Origin of the sequence: Erythrobacter litoralis (assembly GCF_001719165.1) — a bacterium.
Classification (GTDB): domain Bacteria; phylum Pseudomonadota; class Alphaproteobacteria; order Sphingomonadales; family Sphingomonadaceae; genus Erythrobacter; species Erythrobacter litoralis.
In genome coordinates this window covers 2,978,175-2,997,771 of record NZ_CP017057.1, presented here as the reverse complement: position 1 = coordinate 2,997,771, position 19,597 = coordinate 2,978,175, and the positions used below count along the sequence as shown (strand labels likewise).

Here is a 19,597-nt window from a genome sequence, read left to right as displayed (position 1 = left end):
TTTACAGATTAAGCTTCACCAATGGGGGATTGGAGCCTGCTTCGCCTCACCTTTGCGGCTGCGCTGAGCTGCGCTTTTGCGCTCGCCTCCGCGCGTGGCGAAGCAAATCCCATTTCGGTCGAATATATCGGAGGCGATCGGATCGGAACGTTCCTGGCCCACGAAGTGACCGAGGAAATCGCCGGCAGCGCCGCCCTCTCTGTCGGCCAGGCGGATGAGGACGGGTGGAAGCTCGTCCTCCTTACTACTGAGAGCGGACGGGTCGCCTTCTATTCGGTCATTCTGGTCAGGAAGAGATTCGCGGAAGTGTTCGACCAATACGTGGTCGCCTTCAACGGGTTCTGCAGCGCCACCAGGTTGAGATACTGCGCGCGTGAGATCGTCGGCCGAGTGAAAGACCCAATCGATCAATTCGAAAGCAACTGGCGCGAATTGACGCTGCCTGAGAACACGGCGGCTCCAGAAGAGGCAAGCGAGAAAGCCGGTTGATCCGTCCAGCAGTGTCGGTGAGCCTTCTCTCCGCAGCGCTCCGTGAAGCCAACTCGCGCTGGCATCTCCGGCGGAATGGCCTTACCCGTTCCCGCAGGTCCAGTTGAAGCTGGAGTAACGCATCGAGAGGACTGTCATGGCTGAAACCGACTTTGACATCATCGTCTATGGAGCGACCGGCTATACCGGCCGTCTCGTGGCGGAATATCTGAGCAATCACTATGGCGAGCGCGAAGATGGTCCGAATTGGGCGATGGCAGGTCGCAGCCTCGACAAGCTCGAGGCCGTGCGCGACGAAATCGGTGCACCCGCCGATACCCCGCTGGTGGTGGCCGATGCCGACGATCCCGCTTCATTGAAAGCGATGTGCGAGCGCACGAAGGTCGTGCTGACCACGGTCGGGCCTTACCAACTGTATGGCGACAACCTGCTCGCCGCCTGTGTGGAGACCGGAACCGATTATGCCGACCTGTGCGGCGAACCGGCGTGGATGGCCGAAAAGATCGAACAGCACCACGCGAAGGCGAAAGAGACCGGCGCACGAATCTGTTTTTCGTCCGGTTTCGATTCGATCCCCTTCGACCTTGGCGTGATGATGGCGCAGGAAGCTGCGAAGGCGCGCTTCGGCGCTCCCGCCCCGCGCATCCGGGGCCGGGTGCGCTCGATGCAGGGGACGTTCTCGGGCGGCACTGCGGCGAGCCTTGGCGCGACAATGCAGGCCGCGATGCGCAAGCCGGCGATCATCTCGCTGCTGCGCGATCCCTTTGCCCTCACCCCCGGCTTTGAGGGGCCGGACCAGCCTTCGGGCATGGTCCCGCGGCACGAGGAGGACCTCGGCAAATGGGCCGCGCCCTTCGTCATGGCGCCGATCAACACCAAGAACGTGCACCGCACCAATTTCCTGCTCGGCCACCCCTATGGCGAGGATTTCAAATATGACGAGATGGTGCTCACCAGCCCCGGCGAAGCGGGCCGCAAGATGGCCGAGGCAGCGCAGGAGATGATGAAGAACCCGTTCGGTTCGAAACCGCCCAAGCCGGGCGAAGGTCCGACAAGGGAAGAGCGCGAGAACGGGTTCTACGACGTGCTGTTCGTCGCTGAGATGCCGGGCGGCGAGACGCTGCATTACGCGGTCAAGGGCAAGTATGACCCGGGCTACGGTTCGACCAGCCGGATGCTGTCCGAAACCGGCATGGCGCTGCTCGACTGCAAGGCGGATGGCGGGATCGGGACGCCCGGCTCCTTCCTCGGCAAGGCGCTGGTCGACCGGCTCCAGGAACATGCCGAGATCAGTTTCGCGGCGGAGGACTGAAAGGGGCGGGAACGCGCGGGCGGCCTTGCGGATTGATCGGCCGGAGGGAAACGAGCAGCGGAGACAGGCGCATTTCACTCCCTTCGGTCCAGGCGATGCTGATGATCTTCAGCGCGACGTCCATCCTGTCCTCGGCCTGGCTGGTCCTGCATGCGCGCGACGTCGCGCTGATCCTGCGCCACATCTTGCCGATCGATCCGGGACTGGGAAAACGCCTCGCGAGCTTCCGGCAGGTCTGCGCGATGATGACGCTGTTCGGCTTTTCGGTCAGCGCCGAAGTCCTGATCGTGCTGCGCGTCTCGCTCGGCCGCTGACAGGCGCGCGCGGCCGCACATTTCGGAACCGGGCGGGCAAGAGCGCCATTGAATCTCCGTAAGCAACGGAATTGCCAACGGAGGCGAACATGCCGCTCATCTACATGCAGGCCGGAATCTTCCTTATCGGGTTCGTCACGCTCGTCAGCGGGGCGTGGCTGCTTATTCATGCGCGCGACGTCGCGCGGCTGTTCCGGCGGGAGCCCGACGTCGCCGTCGGGCCCGGACGCAAACAGGCGAGCAAGGCCACGACATGGGCCATGCTCGCCGTCTTCAATGCGGGCTGGATCTTTGCCCTCATTTTCTGGTCACTGACGATCTAGGCGTCAATCCAGACGACCGTCAGGAGTCGATGCGATTTAGAAGGACAGTCGCACGCTTGCACGGAAATTGCGCCCGATCAGCGGCACGAAGTCCTTTGTGAAGCTCGCATGGCGGCGGCCGTTGACGTCGAAGATGTTGTCCGCTGCCACCAGTACGGTAACGTTGCGATTATCTGCCAGCGGACGCCACGCCACCATCGCATTGACGAGGGTGAAGCCATCGGTGGGGGTTTCGAAAGTGGTCACGTTGTCCTGATCGTCAAACCACTGCACTTCGCCGCGCACGTCGAAGGCGCCGGTCTGCGCTTCCAGTGCGCCTAGCAGACTGAGCGGCGGGATACGCGGAACGGCGGTGCCATCGGCGAGATCCGCCTCGATATAGGAGCCGCGCAGGTCGGTCAGTAGGCGGAAGCTGCCGGTGTCGATGACCGGATAGGAAAAGTCCGCCTCGATCCCGAAGAAGTCGGCATCCCGCTGTAGATATTGGAAGGCTGGCAGACCGTCTTCCTCAAACCCGGCGTCCTCGAGAAAAATGTAGTTGTCGAACCACTGCTTGAAGACAGTCAGGTTAAACGTTCCGGCACCGATGCTGCCGCGGGCATAGGCCTCGAGTCCGAGGGCGCTTTCGGTGTCGAGGTCGGGATCGCCGATTTCGAAGGCCTGGGTTGCGATATGCGGGCCGTCTGAGAACAGCTCCTCCGCACTCGGCGCGCGTTCGGCGCGCGAGCCGTTGAGACCGATGCGAATGCCCTCGATCCCTTCATAGACCACGCCGAGTGCGCCCGAGAAGGTATCATAGTTGCGCGCGATACCGAGGGTCTGGGCCTCGACGTCGGTGAACTCGGCGCGGCCGGCAGCTTCAATCTGGATCGGTCCGGTACCGAATTCCTGGAGCGTGAAGATCGCCACCTGGTCGGTCAGGTTAGGCGGAACGTAGGCTTCCGCACCCACGGCGCTGAAATCGCGGTGGAGATACTGGATCCCGGTCGCGCCGCGCAGCATGCCTTCGGCATTCTGCACCAGTTCGGCGCGGGCTTCCACGCTTGTGCTGTCGAACACCGTGCCGACTTCGCCGGGGCCTTCGAATTCGGTGTGGGTGTAGTCGGAATAACCGACCCTCAGCTTGAGCCGCTCGAACGCGCCGTCGCCCAAATAGATGTCACCCTTGAAGTCGGCGCGGAACTGCTCGAGGTCGATGCGGACGTTCTCCTCCTCCGCTTCGCCTTCGCCGCCTTCTTCCTCCTCTTCCTTTTTGAGGCCGGGCCGTTTGATAACACCATAGTTGGTGTCGTAATAGCCGAGCGAGGCGCCGAAGGTGCTTTCGCCCAAGATCAGGCCGAGGCCAGCATTGACGGTCCAGCTGCGCATATCGCTGTTCGGAATGAAACCGCGCTGGGCGGCCGTTTCGCGAAACTCCTCGGCTTCCGCAGGCTCGCCGTCGGCCTCCTTTTCGGCCGCTTCCTCGAGTAGTTCCTGGCGCAGTTCGGGCGCGATCTGGAAACCGCCGATGTCCACGTTCCCGGTATCGCGCCACGAACCGTCGACGTGGAACACGAGATTGTCGGTGAAGCCGACATCCAGCGAGGCCGCGCCGGTGAGAAGGTTGCTTGCGCTATCGACCCCAGCGAAGGCATCGAGGTGGAAATCTTCCTCGGGCATGCGGGTCGGAATACGCTTGTCGATCACGTTGACCGCGCCGCCGATCGCTTGGCTGCCGTAGAGCAGGACCGCCGGACCGCGGAGTACTTCGATCCGCTCGACCGTGATAGGTTCGATGGTGGTGGCATGGTCGACCGAGGTGTTCGAGACGTCCGCTGTGCCGACCCCATCGACCAGCACGCGCACGCGCTCGCCCTGCTGGCCGCGCAGGACGGGCCGCGAGGCGCCGGGGGCGAAACTGGTCGCCGAGACACCAGGGATTTTGGTCAGCAGTTCGCCGATCTGGCCGGTCACCGCCTCGCGCTGAATTTCGGGCGCTTCGAGCACGTTGGTGCCGGCCAGCACGTCGAGTTCACGAAGGCCCGAGGCGCTGACGATGATGTTGTCTTCGCTCTGGCGGTTATGGAGATCGTCCTCGACCTGCGCCGCGCCACCGGTGGGCTGGGCTGCGTCCTCGGCCGCTTCGTCGGCATTGCCTTCGGCAATGGCAGGGGTCGCCGTGACGGCCAAGCCGAGCGCGGCGGCAAGGGCGATATGGGAGGGCGCGATGCGCGAGGTGTGAGAGATCATGGAGTCTTCCGTATATTATATGAGATAACGTCTCACGCAGCTAGCAGCCATTATGTTGGATGCAAGGGCCAAAGCATGGCGCGCAGGATTTTGGCTGGCCGAGTGCGGCACAATTGCGACAGCCACGCGCCGCACAAGGCGGTAATCTGGGCAACTTCTTGAAAACTGGAGCGGGCGAAGAGATTCGAACTCTCGACCCCAACCTTGGCAAGGTTGTGCTCTACCCCTGAGCTACGCCCGCTCACTGGCGCCGTGACAGGAGGGCGGTGCCGCAACCTCTCTGCCGTGGAGGCGGCGCGATTAGCAGCGAGGTGCGGCGCCTGCAAGCCCAAAAATGGAGCATTTAGCACTTGATCGCATGCGCGCGAGGCTCCAGCGCAAATGGGCGCTTCACAATCCCCCAAAACGTCCCACATTGTGGCATACAGCCACGATCCAGCCAGACGACAGGAGCAATCACTTGGCCAGCATGGGTCTCAATCTCGACGAACAGAAGGCGGTCGACCGCTTCCGCAAGAACGTGGTGGAACCATCCCAGTCGAAGCTCGTCATTCTCGATTTCTGGGCCGAATGGTGCGGTCCGTGCAAGGCGCTGGCGCCGATGCTCGAAAAGGTCGCCGCCGAATACGCCGACAAGGGCGTGGTGCTCGCCAAGGTCAATGTCGACGAGGAACAGTTCATCGCGAGCCAGTTTCAGGTTCGCTCGATCCCGACCGTCTACGCGATGTTCCAGGGCCAGCCGGTCGCCGACCTGACGCAGGCGCGCAGCGAATCGCAGATGAAGCAGGTGCTCGACCAGCTGCTCCAGCAATTGCCGGTGCAGGCCGGCGCGGACGGCGCCGACGGGCAGCAGCAGGGGCCTTCGGCCGAGGAAATCGCCCAGTTCGTCCAGATGGGCGAGGATGCGCTCACCGGCGGCGATGCCCAGCGCGCGGCGGGGATTTTCGGGCAGGTGACCGAATTCGCGCCCGACAATGCGCAGGCCGCCTCGGGGCTCGTGCGGGCGCTTGTCATGCTCGACCAGGTGGACGAGGCGCGGCAGGTGTTCGAGGCGATGATGAACGATCCGCGCCTCGCCAATGATCCGGCGATGGGCGCGGCCAGGAGCGCGCTCGACCTGGCCGGCACCAAGGTGGACGAGGGCGAACTCGCCGACCTCAAGTCCAGGGCCGAGGCGTCGCCGGACGACATGGACGCCCAGCTCGCCTATGCCGAGGCGGCCTTCGCCGCGGGGCGCCGCGACGAGGCCGCCGACACGCTGCTCGCCATGGTGGAGAAGGACCGCGAATGGAACGAGGGCGCGGCGCGCACGCAGCTTCTCAAGATGTTCGAGGCGATCGGGCTAGAGGATCAATGGGTCGTCGCCACCCGCCGCCGCCTTTCCAAAATCCTGTTCGGGTAAGGCGCGCATGCCCCTTCGCCTTTCCATCTTTCCCCTGCCTGGCGCGGTCCTTTTCCCGGGGCTGCAATTGCCGCTCCACATCTTCGAGCCGCGCTACCGCGCGCTGGTGGGCGATGCGCTGGTGCGCGACCGGCGGATCGCGATGATCCAGCCGCAGCGCCCGCTCGAGGGTGCGCCCCTCTACACCGTGGGCTGCGTCGGGCGGATCGGCGAGATCGAGGCAATGGATGACGGGCGCTACAACCTCATCCTCGAAGGCGAATCGCGCTTCCGCCTGATCCGCGAACTCGACGTGACCTCCGCCTTTCGCCAGGTCGAGGGCGAATTGATCGAGGACGACGAGGACGAAACTCTGACCCACGCCCAGCGCGGCGGATTCGAGCGCGAGGCGCGCCACTTCGCCGACAGCCAGGGCTATTCAGTCGACTGGGATTCTGTCGAGCGGCTCGACGACCAGTCGCTGATCAACGGCGTATCCCAGATCGCCCCGTTCGATCCGGCCTCGAAACAGGCGCTGCTGGAGGCGGAGAACCTTTCGGCGCGATGCGAGCTGCTGGTCCAGCTGATGCAGTTCTACGGCCGCCGCGACGGGGGCGAGGAGATCATGACGCTGCAATAGGATGAGGCTGACCGAGGCCGGCTGCGGATAACAATGGGCGCGATCGGGCGGTAGGTCGATCGGCGACATCGGGAATTCTGCCGATAACTCTCCAACGCTGCCACTGCCCATGATGTCTTGCGCCGCTATCGGGCGCCTCTATGGTGCGAGCGATCAAAGAGCGGGACCCGGGGGGCATAATGGTGAAAACGGTCGTAGGTGCGCTGCTGGCGTCATGTTTTCTCGCGATGCCGGTGCGGGCCGAGGTCGTGACTGACTGGGCCGGACTGGCACAGGAAATCGCCGCCGTGGACAGGACCCCGTGGTCGGTTGAACGCCACCATATCAACGTGCGCCTTGGTCTTGCCATGTTCGAGGCAGCCAACGCGATCGATCACAAATACGAGAGCTTTCTCGCACTTGATCGGGAAACGGGCGAAGCCTCAGTCGAGGCCGCCGTCATGACCGCGGCACGTGAAGTGCTCTCGACCTATTACCCAGATCACAAGCAGGAAATCGATCGCAGTTACGAGCTCGCGCTTGCCACCTTGCCGGATGCCGGGAAATCAGCGGGCGCTGCAATCGGAATTGCAGCCGCAGAAGCGGCGATTGCCATGCCGGCTACCCGCGAAGGCGCGACTTTCGTGCGATATCGACCTGTCACGACCCCGGGAACCTACGTGCCCGGGGCCTTGCCAGCCTACGCTGACGAAATGTCTACCCTTGTGACCTTGTCCTATGGCAATTTCGAGGAATTGATGCCGCCGCCCCCTCCCTCGCTCACTAGCGTGATCTGGGCGCGCGATTTCAATGAGGTGAAATCGCTCGGAGCGCGAGACAGCACGGCCCGCGATCCGGTGCAGACGGTGATGGCGCGCTATCGCATAACCCCGGTGACCATTCCCGCCCTGCGCAGCATCGCCGATCGCCCCGGCCGCAGTACGGTCGACAATGCGCGGCTCTATGCGCTCATCAACATTGCGGATGCGGACACATCGGTTGTCACCGGGATGGCCAAGCTGCGCTACAATTTCTGGCGACCGATCACCGCCATTCGCAATGCGGACAGGGACGACAATCCGGGAACCGAGATCGACGCAGATTGGCAGCCATTGCTCAACACCCCCAATCACCCGGAATACCCTTGCGCCCATTGCAGCTGGACTGCAGCCGTCGCCGAAGTGTTCAAGGCCGAGGTCGGCAATGCTCCGGAAGGCGGTGTGAAGGTGGGTTCGCGCTCCCTTGAGCTTGCTGCCACGCAGACCCTTCCGACATTCGACAAATGGGTCGAAGAAGTGTCTTACTCGCGCATATTGGGCGGGGCTCACTTCCGGTTTTCGAACGAAGCGGGTGAGCGTCTGGGGCGCCAGGTAGCGGCACGCACGCTTACGCTGTTACCGCCGATCGAACCCTGACGGTCTGGCCTTCCAGAGGGCACTTGGTCGATAGTCCGCTCAAGGGACGGATATCGGGCGGACGCGCTTCGGGGGTCGTCACGGAAATGTCGGCCCGTGGTCACTCAGCCGCCAAAGCTGCCCTTCACACCGTCGATCACGTATTGCGCCGCCAGTGCCGCTAGAAGCACGCCAAGCAGCCGCGTGATCACCGCCTCGACCTTGTCGCCGAGCAGACGGATGATCGGCCCGGCCGCGACCAGCGCCGCCGCGGTGATCGCCAGCACCGCGCCCAATGCCACAAATACCTCGATCCGCTCCGCCGCGCTTTCCGCCTCGTTCATCAGCAGCATGATCGCCGCGATCGCGCCCGGCCCCGCCAGCATCGGCATCGCCATCGGAAAGACCGACACGTCCTCGATCTCGGGTCCGGAACCGCTTTGCGCGGCGATCTTCTCGGCGCGTTCCTCGCGGCGCTGGGTGCGCTTCTCGAACACCATGTCGAACGCGATCCAGAACAGCATCAGCCCGCCAGCGATGCGAAAGCTGTCGAGCTCGATATGGAGCGCGGAAAGCAGCGGCTCGCCGAAAAAGGCGAAGATGAGGAGGATGATCGCGGCGATGAAGGTCGCGCGCAGGGCCATGCTTCGCGACTGCGCTGCGCTCGCCTGCTTGGTCAGGCCGGCATAGATCGGCGCACAGCCGGGCGGGTCGATCACCACGAACAGGGTGACGAAGGCCGAGATGAAGAGTTCGGAAAAGATCACGTCGGTTCGAACCTATCGGGAAGGAAGGCGGCGGGCGAGCCGCCCCTCATCATTCCTGAGCCGGAGATGCAAGGCTTTCCTCGATCGCGGTGACCCATTCGCCTTCGTAGAAATAATCGACCGCGACCTGTTTGGTGCCGTCGGCGCCGTGCTCCCAGCGCCAGCGCAGGGTCCCGTCGGAGGACAGCCGTGCATCGCCTGCGCCCTCGCCGATAGACACCGCGGGCGGCGCGGGCACCTCGAGCCCCCTCGGCGGGCAGCTCGCGACGAGGCCAAGGATCGAATCCATCGCGGTGACGACGATGTCGCCTTCCTCCGGCTCCGGTTTCGGCGGCGGCTGCGGATCGTCGCGCCCGGCGACGTCATAGGCCCATTTGTAATCGCCGTCGGATTGCCGGACCCAAGTCGTGACGTAATTGCCGACGAAGCCTTCCTGATCGCGGAAGCGGCCCGCACTGACGGCGAGCGCGCCGTCGCAGCTGATGACGACCGTGCGCGGGGCCCATTGCACCGCCTTGGGAGGATCTTCGAGCGCACCGGAGATGGCAGCGAACGATACCGGCCCGTTGCGCCCATGGAGAAGCGCGGTTGGGGCGGCGAATTCGCTCATTGCGGTATATTGGCCTCTTTCGCGGGCGGCGCGCGCATAGGCGACCTCGGTCGCGACGACGAGGCTCGGCTGCGCTTCGCCCGGCGCACCGGTGAGCACCCGCTTGATGACCTCCGGCGAAGGTCCGCGCCGCTGGCCCGATGCGCAGCCGGCCACGGCGAGCGCGGCGGTGGCGAGAAGCAGTGCCGCGGCGGTGCGCCTTCTCACAGGCCCTCCGGCGGGGCGAGCCCTTCATTGCGATGCGCCGCGACGAGCGTGTTGCGCAGGAGAACGGCAATCGTCATCGGCCCGACCCCGCCCGGCACCGGGGTGATCGCCCCTGCGACCTCTGCCGCCTCGTCATAGGCGACATCGCCGACCAGCCGCCCCTTTTCCCGGCCCGGCTCGGGCGGGAGGCGATTGATGCCCACGTCGATCACCGTCGCACCGGGCTTCAGCCAGTCTCCCCGTATGATCTCGGGCCGACCGACCGCTGCGACCACGATATCGGCGCGGCGCACGGTTTCGGCGAGATCCTTCGTCCGGCTGTGGGCGATGGTGACGGTGGCGTTCGCATCGACGAGAAGCTGCGCCATCGGTTTGCCGACGATGTTCGAGCGCCCGATGACGACCGCGTCCATCCCCGACAGGTCGCCGTGAAGGTCCTTGAGCAGCATGATGCAGCCGAGCGGCGTGCAGGGGACGAAGCCCGCCTGCCCGACACTCAGACGCCCGGCATTGATGACGTGAAAGCCGTCGACGTCCTTGTCCGGGTCGATCGCGGCGATGACGGCCTGTTCGTCGATGTGATCGGGCAGCGGCAGCTGGACAAGGATGCCGTCGACCGCGTCATCCGTGTTGAGCGTCTTGACCAGCGCGACGAGGTCCGCCTCGCTCGTGTCGGCGGGCAGGCGATGTTCGAAGCTTTCCATGTTGGCGGCAAGGGTCGCCTTGCCCTTGCTACCGACATAGACCTGGCTCGCCGGATCCTCGCCCACCAGCACGACGGCGAGCCCCGGCTTGCGCCCGGTCCTTTCGGCGAAGCGATGTGCATGTTCGCCGACCTTTTCGCGCAGGCGCGCGGCAAAGGCCTTGCCGTCGATGCGGGTAGCTTGCGTCATGCCGGGGTCAGTATGCGCTTTGAATCAGGGCCTGGATCACCCGCAGCAGGATCTGCAGCAGGATGATCAGCACCAGCGGCGAGAAATCGATCGTGCCGGTATCGGGCATGATCCGCCGGATCGGCCGCAGGATCGGATCGAGCAGGTTGTTGATCGAGGTGTAGAACGACATCAGGAACTGGTTGGACGGGCTCACCACGTTGAACGCGAAAAGCAGTCCGATCACGAACTGGATGATGATCAGCATCACCAGCGCGCTGGTTAGGATCGAGATGATGTCGTAGACTGCGAGTAATCCTTGCATGGGTCTGCCTGTTATCCGTTTGGCGCGCATCGCAGCGCGGATGGTCGTCCCTCGGGGCGTGTTAGACGGGCAATACAGCTTGCGCCAGTCCCGCGAAAGGGGGGATGCATCTCCTAGTTAGGGATTGCCCGCCGCGCGCACCAGCGTTCCCGCACCGCGTGCGGTGAAGAATTCGAGCAGCATGGCATGCGGAACCCGCCCGTCGAGCACCACCGCTGCCTCGCAGCCGGATTCGACCGCCGCGACGCAGGTCTCGAGCTTGGGCACCATGCCGCCGCTGATCACGCCGTCGTCGCGCAGCCGGGCTATGGCGGGGGGAGTGAGATCGGTCAGCAGTTCACCCTCCGCATCGAGCACGCCCGGAACGTCGGTGAGGAGGAACAGCCGGGCCGCGCCCAAAGCGGCGGCGATCGCTCCGGCCATGGTGTCGGCATTGATGTTGTAGGTCGCCCCGTCCGCTCCGGGCGCGATCGGGGCGATCACGGGGATCATCCCCGCGGCGACCGCGGTGTCGATGACGCTGGTGTCGACCGCCTCGGGTTCACCGACGAAACCGAGATCGACGACGCTTTCGATTAGGCTGGTCGGGTCCTTGGTGGTGCGCTCGACCTTGCGCGCGATGACGAGGCCGCCATCCTTGCCCGACAGGCCGATCGCCTTGCCGCCCGCGCCTGCGAGCCAGCCGACCAGTTCCTTGTTGATCGCGCCCGACAGGACCATTTCCGCGATCTTGGCGGTGGCCTCGTCGGTCACGCGCAGCCCGTCGACGAAGGTGCTTTCCACCCCCAGCCGGCGCAGCATGTCGCCGATCTGCGGCCCGCCGCCATGGACCACGACCGGGTTGATACCGACCGCCTTCAAGAGCACGATGTCCTCTGCGAAATCGCGCGCGGCCTCGGCGTTGCCCATGGCGTGGCCGCCATATTTCACCACGAAGGTGCGCCCGGCATAGCGCTGGAAATAGGGCAGGGCTTCGATCAGCACTTCGGCCTTGGACAGGCCCCGGGCGAGGTCCCCGCCATTTTCCCCATTCGCGCTCATCGTGCCGCCTCTCAACCTGCCTGCGAGCGCGCCGCTTAGCGGCTCGCGGGGCCGATGCAAAGCGCTGATGAGGCGCGAGTGGCGGGAACCGGCGCGCTTTGCTAGCCCGTATTCCCAAATGCCGCCCCGCTTCCGCTCACCGCTGCGCCGCGATCCTTCCGGCCCATCTGGCCGCATGCTGACATGGTGGATGCTGTGGCGCGTGCCCGCTCTGCTCGGCATCGTCATGGCGGCCTGGTGGTTCGGCGTTCGCCCGGTGCTGGAGGAGCGCGGCTGGGTCGCGATCGACGCGACGTTTGCGCTTTGTGGCGACGATAGGGGCGGCGGCGATATGGGCGGCCGCACTGGCTGCGTGGTCGATGGCGATACCGTCGTTCTTTTCGGCGCCGGGGACGCACTGCGCCGCATCCGCCTCACTGGCTTCGATGCGCCCGAACTCGACGGTGCGTGCCAGGCGGAGCGCAAGGCCGCGCTGCGGGCGAAGCGGGCTTTGCACGAATGGCTCGCCGAGGGTGCGTTCGAATGGAACGGCGGTGCCGAGCCACCGCGCGACCGATTCGGCCGGGAACTGCGCCGGGCGCGCCGGGTGGCGCCCGACGGCACCACGCAGAACCTCGCCGAGGCGATGGTCGCCCGGGGTCTTGCAGCGCGCGACGGATGGGGCGAAGCGCCGACCGATTGGTGCGCCTGAAACCGCAACCGGGCTTGCCCCTGAGGCCCGCCCGTCCCTAATGTCTCCTGCATCGCAACAAAGCAGGGGGATCCGCGCATGACCACGACCGAACCGACCGAACCGTCAAGCGGCGGCCCGCCCCAGGGATCGGGATTCGATTTCAACCAGCCGACCGTCATCGCGCTGCTCTACCTGCTCAGCTTCGCGACCGGTATCTCCGGGCTGATCGGCATCGTGCTTGCCCATGTCTGGCGCGGCGACAACCGCGAGGCATGGGCGGATTCGCATTTCGGCTATCTCATCCGCACCTTCTGGTTCGGCCTCATCGCGAGCCTGATCGCGGGCCTGCTCAGCTTCGTTCTGATCGGATTCCTGCTATTCCCGGTCATCGCCGTCTGGGCCGGGGTGCGCAGCGTGCTCAGCCTCGTCAAGGCGCAGAAGCGCGAACCCATGCCGGACCCGGCGACGCTGCTGTTCTGACCGCCTGTCAGCCGTGAGCGGCATCGACCTCGGCGGCGAGCGAGGCGAAGTCGGCATGGCCTGTGACCGGCGCGACCCGTTCCGCCCACATCGCGTCGATCGTCTCGGCGATGGCGGGCGGAAGCGCATCGAGAGTGCTGCCCGTCGCCTGCACCTTCGTTGAATCGCTTGTCGCCGGAACGCCCGCCTTTTCCTCGAGGATCCGGCAGATCATTCCGTCGTCGAAGCGGTCGCGGTGCGCCGCCATGAATTCGCGCGAGGTCCGCTCGTACACCAGCGCTTCCTCGGTCGGCCCGATCGCGATGTCGCAGAAATCCGCGAGCCGCCGGATCGCCGCCGCGCGGTCCCGCACCACGGCGCGGTAGGTCATCACCAGCGAATCCGCTTCGCCAAGACGGGCATGCCAGCTCAAAAGGTGCGTGAAACAGTCGCAACCGCCCGGCCCGCCGCCCAGCCAGAGCGGCATGAAATCCTCCATCGTCACCGCGCCGCGTTCCAGATGCCAGCCATCGAGGAAACGGTAATGCGAGACGAATGTCTCTTTCGGATCGCGCAGGGTGACGACGTAACGCTGGCCTGCGGGCAGGCGTTCATATTCCCTGTGCGACTTGAATCCCCGGGGGGCGGCGCGCTGGGGCGCGGTCATGTCGAAATCGAGCAGATAGGCGGTGTCGTCCCACGGCACGACGCGGCTGATGTCGTCGAAATCCATGTCCCCGCCCGCAGACGCGGTGCGCAACTGGTGGAACATCTGCTGCATCAGCGTGGTGCCGCTTTTCGCCCAGCTGGTGATGAAGACGTCCTTAGGCCCCTGGCCGAGCGGTTCGTAAGCGCGGTGGTGGGGCCGTTCGCCCCGCATGGCGGCATCCATGATCGCCCCGACCCCATCGGTGCTGCGCGCCGGGCCGGGCAATGCTGCGGCGTCCTGTGTCATATCCCCCCCTTCGGCGCCCGGGAAGGCGGGACGCTCTCCAGCCGGATATGCCTATTCGATTTCCACGTCTATCCCGTCGTCGCGGTCGGGACCGGTCTGGTTGATGAGCGGCGGCCCCTCATTCGTGGGATCGTTGATCGCCTCGGGCGATTCGCCCTGCTCGTGGTCATCGACCGGCTCGGACCCGACGATGTCCGCCTCGGCGCTTTCACCGAGCGGCGCGGTCTCTTCGGTTTCGGGACCGCAGGCGGCGAGCGCCAGGATCGAGGCCAGCGCCAGGGGAACGAGCGCAGCGCGCTTCGTTTCGGTATCGTTGCGGGCGTGGTTCATCGTCATCTCCTTCGATGACCTTACGCGCCTCGCCGCTGCCCGTTCCGATCCGCGGCCCCCGCATAGGGGGATGCGGGCGGTCTATTCGTACGAAGCTCCCTGTTCCATCGCCCCCTGTTCCATCGCCTCGGCTTCCTCGGGCGGGACATTGGTCATTTCGACCTCGGGCACATCGACCGGGACTTCGTTCGGATCGGGTTCGCGAACCTGCAATTCGCCGCCCGACAGGTCCTCGGCATCGACTTCGTAATTGCGTTCCTCTTCTTCCCCGGCGCAGGCGGCGAGCGCGAGCGCAAGTGCGGGAACGAGCGTCAGGGCGGGGCGGGCATTATAAGTCATGGCGGCATCCTCCTTGCTGCGCGCGAATGGGTAACGCAGCGCAAGGGGGGAGCGAAAGGGGAATCTGCGGATTGCGGGCACGAAAATGGGGCGGCGCATCGCCTCATGCGCCGCCCACAGGCCTGCCGCTCCGTGGGATCTTCGGAGTGCAGACCCCCCGTTTCTTCAAAGGCGACGGGGAAGGGATGTTCTTTCGCGCGCGCCCGGCGGGCCTAGGCGCGGGCGCGTTTCATGACCGTGCGCGCCAGCATCGCGCTGCCGACGAGCGCCATCATCGCCGCGCGGCGGCGGTTCTGGCGGCGGATGCGGCGTTTCAGGCCCGATAGCGGCCCGCGCGCACGGCCAGGCAGGCTAGGCATGGGCGGTTTCCGGGGCGAACCTGCCCTCTGCCCTTTCGACCATCAGCGCGATCTCGTCGAGCAGGGCAAGGCGCCGGCGCTTGAGCTGTTCGGTGTATTCATCGCTCGCCGGTTCGATCTCGCTTTCGACCCGGTGGATCGCCCGGTTTACCGCGTGATAGCGCGAGGCAAGGCTGTTGAAATGCGCATCGCCCAGCTTGAGCCGGTGGAGCACGTCGGCATCGTGCGGAAATTCGTCGGCGAGTTCGTGCGGCGTGTGAGCGGACATGCGTGTTCTCCCCTATTGGTGGTGATGAGGATGCTATGCCGGGGCTGGCAGGGCGTCTTTGACATGGGTCAAGCCGGTGCGCCGAATATCCGCCTTGCGAATGCTCCCGCATTTCGCGTTCAGTCAATCTTGAGGATTTCGCGGCCAGACCCAAGCCATGTCGGACATGGGATCATTCGGCAAAGGTTCGCGGCGCAGCCACCTGCGCCTCGTGACCTCGAACAGGCAGCCTCGCGGGCGCTGGTTCGGGGCGGTGATGGTGGCGCTTCCCGGAGCGGCGTTCCTGGGCCTCTTCTTCGCCCCCGGCCCGGGCGGGTCGAACGATGCCGGGGCGCAGGTTTCGGCGGGCATGCCCGGTGCTGCCCGCGGGGCCGAGCGCGCCTTCTTCCCGATCTGCGCCGGATCGAGGCGCGTCACCTGCGTCGTCGACGGGGACACGATCTGGTATCGCGGCACGAAGATCCGCATCGCCGACATCGACGCGCCCGAGGTTTCCCGCCCCTCCTGCCCGCGCGAGGCGGCGCTGGGCGAGCGCGCGACGCGGCGGCTGCAGGAATTGCTCAATGCGGGCGAATTCACCCTCGCCCCCAGCCCCTCGGGCCGGGAGACGGACCGTTATGGCCGCGCGCTTCGCGTGGTGCTGCGCGATGGCAAAAGCCTGGGCGAAGCGCTGGTGCGCGAAGGCCTCGCCATGCGCTGGGGCGGCCCGCGGCGCGAATGGTGCTGAAGGCGCGTTCTAGGCCCCCGCGCGGCGGAGCTGTTGGGCGTTGGTTCGCGTCGGTCATGCGCCCTGCCGAAGGGGGTGGTACGGGCCGCGCCGCGTGCGGGAGGGGTGCCGGGTTGGATTGGACTCTCGGGGAGTCCGACAGGAGGCTGTGTAGGGTTTCGGGGTGGGTTGGACGATGCGTTGAGGCGATTGGCGCGTGGCGGGCGTGGTGTTGAGCGCTACCACAGGTAGACGGTCATGAACGCCGCCGCGCACAGCTGGAGCCCGGCGATCATGTGAAGCTGGTTGCTGAACGGCTGCTTTCGCGTTTTGTGCCGGAACAGCTCCCGCCCGGCATAGGCCCCCGCGACCCCGCCGAGGAAGGCCAGCTGGAGCAGCGTATCCTCGGAAATCCGCCGCATCCCCTGCCCGGCGGGCGCCTTGTTGATCCCGAAGGCGGCGAAGGCGAGGACGTTCACCGCCACTACGGCGACGGGGATATTGGCCGGCGTGAGCAGCGCGGTGAGGTCCATCGCCGGGATTTTCGGGCGAAGCGGTTTAGGAATGGTTGCGCGTGGGATGGTGCCGCAATCTCCCTTCCTCGCGTGAAGGGAGGACTGTGCCGCTCCCACCAACGTGATCCGCGCGAAAGCGGGAAGGCCGGGGAATGAGGTTCAGCCGAAAAGATGAACTTTGGGCTGCCCTGTCTGATTCAATATAATGCTTTGTATACAAAGCCCTACTCCGCAGCCTCAACTCCGAACATGTCCGGGCCGTCGCCCTCGACGCCGTCCTCGTTGACCGCCTTTGCCTTCTGGCGCTTGTCGAAGCTCGACCACACGTCGTTCCAGTTGCCGCGCGTCGCGCCCTTGGAATATTCGGTCGCGCGCGTTTCGAAGAAGTTGGCGTGCTCGACCCCGTTCAGCAGCGGCGCGAGCCACGGCAGGGGGTGGTCCTCGACCATGTAGATCGGCGGCAGGCCGAGCTGGTTCAGGCGCCAGTCCGCGATGTAGCGGATGTACTTCTTGATCTCTTTCGGGCTCATCCCGTCGACCGGGCCCATCTCGAAGGCGAGGTCGATGAAGGCATCCTCCAGCCGCACCGTCTTCTGGCAGATGTCGATGATGTCCTCCTTCACCGCCTTGGTCAGGCAGCCGCGTTCCTCGCAGAAGGCGTGGAAAAGCTTGATGATGCCTTCGCAGTGGAGCGATTCGTCGCGGACCGACCAGCTGACGATCTGGCCCATGCCCTTCATCTTGTTGTGGCGCGGGAAGTTCATCAGCATGGCGAAGGACGCGAACAGCTGCAGCCCCTCGGTGAAGCCGCCGAACACGGCGAGCGTGCGGGCGATGTCCTCGTCGGTGTCGACGCCGAACTGCTGGAGGAAATCGTGCTTGTCCTTCATCTCCTCGTATTCGAGGAAGGCGCTGTATTCGCTTTCGGGCATCCCGATCGTGTCGAGCAGGTGCGAATAGGCGGCGATGTGCACCGTCTCCATGTTGGAGAAGGCGGCGAGCATCATCTTGACCTCGGTCGGCTTGAACACGCGGCCGTACTGGTCGTGGTAGCAGTTCTGCACCTCGACGTCGGCCTGGGTGAAGAAGCGGAAGATCTGGGTGAGCAGGTTGCGCTCGTGATCGGTGATCTTCTGCGCCCAGTCGCGGCAATCCTCACCCAGAGGGACTTCCTCGGGCATCCAGTGGATCTGCTGCTGGCGTTTCCAGAAGTCGTATGCCCACGGATATTCGAACGGCTTGTAGGTCTTGCGGGCTTCGAGCAACGACATCTTGTGTCCCCTGAGTTTGAGTGCGCTTCCTATGTAGGGAAACAAACTACGGAATCGAAGGCAAGCGCGTATGATTCGGTGGGGATAAGCCGTGCATTTCCTGAGTCGAATCGAGTCCGGGTAAAGCGGTGCGCCTCGTCCGATGCAGGGCACGCATCATCGCGCGGTGCGCGGCGTGCAAGTGAGCGGTCGGATCGGCGCGGATCGGGCGCTGCCCATGCGCTGGCCATGCGCTGGCCATGCGCCGGGCCTGCGCACTTGCGCCGCGTTCATGGCCGATATCCATGATCGCAAGCGACTTTCTCGGAACGCCGTCCTCCCCTGCCGGATTGATTCGACGACAAACACATCGACAGGAGAACACCAATGGCGAAGAACGATCCCGTAACCGGCCCCTTTCCGGATGGGGATTCGCGCAACATCACGCTGACGCCTTCGACCCATCCGATGGAGCCCGAGCGCAGCGGTCCGGCCGAACCGGGCTATCGCCGCGAGGGCGCGCCCGACAGCGTCATGGGCGATCTCGCGCCCGGCGAATACAAGCCCGGATACAGGCAGGAAGCCCGCGACGACGGAGACCCCGACCGACAGGATGCCGCAGACGACGCCCCGGCGGCCGAAATGGGCTTCGGTTCGGTCGGCGGAGCGATCGATCCGGTCGCCCTGGGCAACAGCGAAGACGACCCCGCGACCCGCGTGCGCACCGATGCGGCGCGCCCGCTCGGCGGGAAATAGGCATCTAGTCCTTGCGGGAGCGGGAGCCGAAGAAGCTCCCCCCGCCAAGGACGGTGATGCCGACGAAGAAGCCGAAATCGTACCACCCGCCCCGGTTGGGGACGGCGTAAACCGCGATCTGGTCCGAGAACAGCGAGCCGATCCACGCCCATGGGAAGATGAAGCCGTGCCACAGGCCCCACCAGAAACCGGGCGTGCCGGCGGCTTCGCTGACCCCCGCATCGACCTGCCGCGCGCAGGCAGACACCAAGAGTGCAAGCGCCAGGGCGGCGATCAGGCGGGGGGCGGCGCGCATGGTCACATGTAGGCGAGAATGATGACGAGGCAGGCGGGAAGGAACAGTCCCGCCATGCCGACATGGATCATCGCCGCGTTGCGCAGGTGACCTTCGCGGTTCCGGCGCAGTTCGAGCCATGCGCGGATGAGAAAAACGATCGAGACGACAGCACCGAAAACACCCGCCCAGAACGGCAGACCCATGGCATTCCTTCCCCTTTGTCACGCCGCGCAATTTCAGCGGCGGCGAAACTATGTCACAGGCCGCAGGGCTTGGCGAGTGCATGCGGCGCATCGCGAATTGCGCGCCTTTTCGCGGTGATCCCGGAAAGGCAGGCGTAAGGGCAGGCCTGGAGGCAGGCCTAAAGGCAGGAACGCCGCGCGAAGCCGAAATGGCGCGGATCGGCGAGGGCGTGCTTTGCATCGTCCCAGCGTCCCTCGGCGAGGAGGGCGAAGATCCGTTCGGGCAGCGGGGTCTGGAATTCCAGCCCCACGCGGCTGCCCTGTCGCCATGCGACTTCGGCGATATGCGGCCCGGTCCCGGCGATGAACAGGCGGACGAATTCCCCGAGAGCCATCCCGCCGCGCGGGTCTTCCACCCGGCAGCCGCCGCAGGACAGGTCTTCGAGGTGGATGTCCCACTGCATCCCGCGCGCCGTCCGGCACGAGCCGGTGGCGCTTGTCGGAACGCGCTGGGAACGGCGGTTTCTCATGGCGCGCGATCCTAGCAGGTGATGGTAAACAAAAACCCCGCCGGGCCATGCGGGGCCGGGCGGGGTTTTGGTTGCCGAGGGCAGGAGCGCAATGCCTACTGCCCGATGCTTACTG

Annotated in this window: 27 protein-coding genes and 1 tRNA gene; 11 read left to right on the top strand and 17 right to left on the bottom strand. The window is 65.3% G+C overall.

Going from position 1 to position 19,597, the window contains the following annotated elements; genetic code table 11:
- Positions 1 to 21 precede the first annotated feature (21 nt).
- From Ga0102493_RS14275 to Ga0102493_RS16200, 4 genes are all read left to right on the top strand, one after another.
- Positions 22 to 489, top strand: coding sequence for a hypothetical protein (locus Ga0102493_RS14275; protein WP_034902161.1), 468 nt, complete (start codon positions 22 to 24; stop codon positions 487 to 489).
- 136 nt (positions 490 to 625) lie between these two features.
- Positions 626 to 1,801, top strand: a complete 1,176-nt coding sequence (locus Ga0102493_RS14270; protein WP_034902159.1) for a saccharopine dehydrogenase family protein — start codon at positions 626 to 628, stop codon at positions 1,799 to 1,801.
- A 101-nt stretch (positions 1,802 to 1,902) separates the two neighbouring features.
- The gene (locus Ga0102493_RS14265) at positions 1,903 to 2,115 is read left to right on the top strand and encodes a hypothetical protein (RefSeq protein ID WP_150132492.1); all 213 of its coding nucleotides are present in this window, start codon (positions 1,903 to 1,905) and stop codon (positions 2,113 to 2,115) included.
- A gap of 89 nt (positions 2,116 to 2,204) precedes the next feature.
- Positions 2,205 to 2,438 (top strand): hypothetical protein, encoded by a 234-nt coding sequence (locus Ga0102493_RS16200; protein WP_051697752.1) that lies wholly within the window; start codon positions 2,205 to 2,207, stop codon positions 2,436 to 2,438.
- Positions 2,439 to 2,474: 36 nt separating this feature from the next.
- Here Ga0102493_RS16200 and Ga0102493_RS14255 read toward each other — a convergent pair whose 3' ends face one another.
- Both Ga0102493_RS14255 and Ga0102493_RS14250 read right to left on the bottom strand, forming a co-directional pair.
- On the bottom strand, positions 2,475 to 4,667 hold the full coding sequence (locus Ga0102493_RS14255; protein WP_034902155.1) for a TonB-dependent receptor: 2,193 nt from the start codon (positions 4,665 to 4,667) through the stop codon (positions 2,475 to 2,477).
- A 166-nt stretch (positions 4,668 to 4,833) separates the two neighbouring features.
- Positions 4,834 to 4,908: transfer RNA gene (locus Ga0102493_RS14250), tRNA-Gly, on the bottom strand.
- A 228-nt stretch (positions 4,909 to 5,136) separates the two neighbouring features.
- On the opposite strand from Ga0102493_RS14250, the gene trxA reads away from it, so the two are divergent.
- From trxA to Ga0102493_RS14235, 3 genes are all read left to right on the top strand, one after another.
- A complete protein-coding gene (gene trxA / locus Ga0102493_RS14245) occupies positions 5,137 to 6,069 on the top strand; it encodes a thioredoxin (RefSeq protein WP_034902153.1) in 933 nt (310 codons plus the stop codon).
- Between the two features lie 7 nt (positions 6,070 to 6,076).
- Positions 6,077 to 6,688 carry an LON peptidase substrate-binding domain-containing protein gene (locus tag Ga0102493_RS14240; protein ID WP_034902151.1) on the top strand — a complete coding sequence of 204 codons (612 nt, stop codon included), beginning with the start codon at positions 6,077 to 6,079 and terminating at the stop codon, positions 6,686 to 6,688.
- Between the two features lie 179 nt (positions 6,689 to 6,867).
- Entirely contained in the window at positions 6,868 to 8,082 is a 1,215-nt protein-coding gene (locus Ga0102493_RS14235; protein ID WP_034902148.1) for a vanadium-dependent haloperoxidase, read from the top strand.
- A 104-nt stretch (positions 8,083 to 8,186) separates the two neighbouring features.
- On the opposite strand, the gene Ga0102493_RS14230 is transcribed toward Ga0102493_RS14235, so the two are convergent.
- The 5 genes from Ga0102493_RS14230 to argB all read right to left on the bottom strand — a co-directional run bounded on the left by Ga0102493_RS14230 (position 8,187) and on the right by argB (position 11,883).
- Positions 8,187 to 8,825 (bottom strand): MarC family protein, encoded by a 639-nt coding sequence (locus tag Ga0102493_RS14230; RefSeq protein WP_034902250.1) that lies wholly within the window; start codon positions 8,823 to 8,825, stop codon positions 8,187 to 8,189.
- 52 nt (positions 8,826 to 8,877) lie between these two features.
- Entirely contained in the window at positions 8,878 to 9,645 is a 768-nt protein-coding gene (locus Ga0102493_RS14225; RefSeq protein ID WP_034902146.1) for a hypothetical protein, read from the bottom strand.
- Positions 9,642 to 10,538 carry a bifunctional methylenetetrahydrofolate dehydrogenase/methenyltetrahydrofolate cyclohydrolase FolD gene (folD, locus tag Ga0102493_RS14220; RefSeq protein WP_034902144.1) on the bottom strand — a complete coding sequence of 299 codons (897 nt, stop codon included), beginning with the start codon at positions 10,536 to 10,538 and terminating at the stop codon, positions 9,642 to 9,644. Before folD ends, Ga0102493_RS14225 begins: the two co-directional genes overlap by 4 nt.
- Before the next feature lie 7 nt (positions 10,539 to 10,545).
- On the bottom strand, positions 10,546 to 10,842 hold the full coding sequence (locus tag Ga0102493_RS14215; RefSeq protein WP_034902142.1) for a YggT family protein: 297 nt from the start codon (positions 10,840 to 10,842) through the stop codon (positions 10,546 to 10,548).
- A gap of 117 nt (positions 10,843 to 10,959) precedes the next feature.
- A complete protein-coding gene (gene argB / locus Ga0102493_RS14210) occupies positions 10,960 to 11,883 on the bottom strand; it encodes an acetylglutamate kinase (protein WP_034902140.1) in 924 nt (307 codons plus the stop codon).
- Between the two features lie 175 nt (positions 11,884 to 12,058).
- On the opposite strand from argB, the gene Ga0102493_RS14205 reads away from it, so the two are divergent.
- Both Ga0102493_RS14205 and Ga0102493_RS14200 read left to right on the top strand, forming a co-directional pair.
- Entirely contained in the window at positions 12,059 to 12,574 is a 516-nt protein-coding gene (locus tag Ga0102493_RS14205) for a thermonuclease family protein (protein WP_051697750.1), read from the top strand.
- 78 nt (positions 12,575 to 12,652) lie between these two features.
- The gene (locus tag Ga0102493_RS14200) at positions 12,653 to 13,036 is read left to right on the top strand and encodes a DUF4870 family protein (RefSeq protein WP_034902138.1); all 384 of its coding nucleotides are present in this window, start codon (positions 12,653 to 12,655) and stop codon (positions 13,034 to 13,036) included.
- A gap of 7 nt (positions 13,037 to 13,043) precedes the next feature.
- Here Ga0102493_RS14200 and Ga0102493_RS14195 read toward each other — a convergent pair whose 3' ends face one another.
- The 5 genes from Ga0102493_RS14195 to Ga0102493_RS14180 all read right to left on the bottom strand — a co-directional run bounded on the left by Ga0102493_RS14195 (position 13,044) and on the right by Ga0102493_RS14180 (position 15,266).
- The gene (locus Ga0102493_RS14195; RefSeq protein WP_034902137.1) at positions 13,044 to 13,970 is read right to left on the bottom strand and encodes a sulfotransferase domain-containing protein; all 927 of its coding nucleotides are present in this window, start codon (positions 13,968 to 13,970) and stop codon (positions 13,044 to 13,046) included.
- 51 nt (positions 13,971 to 14,021) lie between these two features.
- Positions 14,022 to 14,300 (bottom strand): hypothetical protein, encoded by a 279-nt coding sequence (locus tag Ga0102493_RS14190; RefSeq protein WP_069297566.1) that lies wholly within the window; start codon positions 14,298 to 14,300, stop codon positions 14,022 to 14,024.
- 81 nt (positions 14,301 to 14,381) lie between these two features.
- Positions 14,382 to 14,639, bottom strand: coding sequence for a hypothetical protein (locus tag Ga0102493_RS14185; protein WP_034902246.1), 258 nt, complete (start codon positions 14,637 to 14,639; stop codon positions 14,382 to 14,384).
- 212 nt (positions 14,640 to 14,851) lie between these two features.
- Positions 14,852 to 14,998 carry a hypothetical protein gene (locus tag Ga0102493_RS16195; RefSeq protein ID WP_161490076.1) on the bottom strand — a complete coding sequence of 49 codons (147 nt, stop codon included), beginning with the start codon at positions 14,996 to 14,998 and terminating at the stop codon, positions 14,852 to 14,854.
- Positions 14,991 to 15,266 (bottom strand): YdcH family protein, encoded by a 276-nt coding sequence (locus tag Ga0102493_RS14180; RefSeq protein ID WP_034902134.1) that lies wholly within the window; start codon positions 15,264 to 15,266, stop codon positions 14,991 to 14,993. Before Ga0102493_RS14180 ends, Ga0102493_RS16195 begins: the two co-directional genes overlap by 8 nt.
- Before the next feature lie 166 nt (positions 15,267 to 15,432).
- On the opposite strand from Ga0102493_RS14180, the gene Ga0102493_RS14175 reads away from it, so the two are divergent.
- Positions 15,433 to 15,993: a thermonuclease family protein gene (locus tag Ga0102493_RS14175; protein WP_236922241.1), complete on the top strand. Its 561-nt coding sequence runs from the start codon at positions 15,433 to 15,435 to the stop codon at positions 15,991 to 15,993.
- 218 nt (positions 15,994 to 16,211) lie between these two features.
- Here Ga0102493_RS14175 and Ga0102493_RS14170 read toward each other — a convergent pair whose 3' ends face one another.
- Together Ga0102493_RS14170 and Ga0102493_RS14165 are read right to left on the bottom strand one after the other, a co-directional pair.
- A complete protein-coding gene (locus Ga0102493_RS14170) occupies positions 16,212 to 16,505 on the bottom strand; it encodes a DUF1294 domain-containing protein (RefSeq protein WP_034902133.1) in 294 nt (97 codons plus the stop codon).
- Positions 16,506 to 16,711: 206 nt separating this feature from the next.
- On the bottom strand, positions 16,712 to 17,758 hold the full coding sequence (locus Ga0102493_RS14165) for a ribonucleotide-diphosphate reductase subunit beta (RefSeq protein WP_034902132.1): 1,047 nt from the start codon (positions 17,756 to 17,758) through the stop codon (positions 16,712 to 16,714).
- A 366-nt stretch (positions 17,759 to 18,124) separates the two neighbouring features.
- Here Ga0102493_RS14165 and Ga0102493_RS14160 point away from each other — a divergent pair, with 366 nt between their 5' ends.
- A complete protein-coding gene (locus Ga0102493_RS14160) occupies positions 18,125 to 18,493 on the top strand; it encodes a hypothetical protein (protein WP_034902129.1) in 369 nt (122 codons plus the stop codon).
- 4 nt (positions 18,494 to 18,497) lie between these two features.
- Here Ga0102493_RS14160 and Ga0102493_RS14155 read toward each other — a convergent pair whose 3' ends face one another.
- The 3 genes from Ga0102493_RS14155 to Ga0102493_RS14145 all read right to left on the bottom strand — a co-directional run bounded on the left by Ga0102493_RS14155 (position 18,498) and on the right by Ga0102493_RS14145 (position 19,482).
- Positions 18,498 to 18,788, bottom strand: coding sequence for a hypothetical protein (locus tag Ga0102493_RS14155; protein WP_034902127.1), 291 nt, complete (start codon positions 18,786 to 18,788; stop codon positions 18,498 to 18,500).
- 2 nt (positions 18,789 to 18,790) lie between these two features.
- Positions 18,791 to 18,973: a hypothetical protein gene (locus Ga0102493_RS14150; protein ID WP_034902125.1), complete on the bottom strand. Its 183-nt coding sequence runs from the start codon at positions 18,971 to 18,973 to the stop codon at positions 18,791 to 18,793.
- Positions 18,974 to 19,131: 158 nt separating this feature from the next.
- Entirely contained in the window at positions 19,132 to 19,482 is a 351-nt protein-coding gene (locus tag Ga0102493_RS14145) for a PilZ domain-containing protein (protein WP_081845573.1), read from the bottom strand.
- Positions 19,483 to 19,597 lie beyond the last annotated feature (115 nt).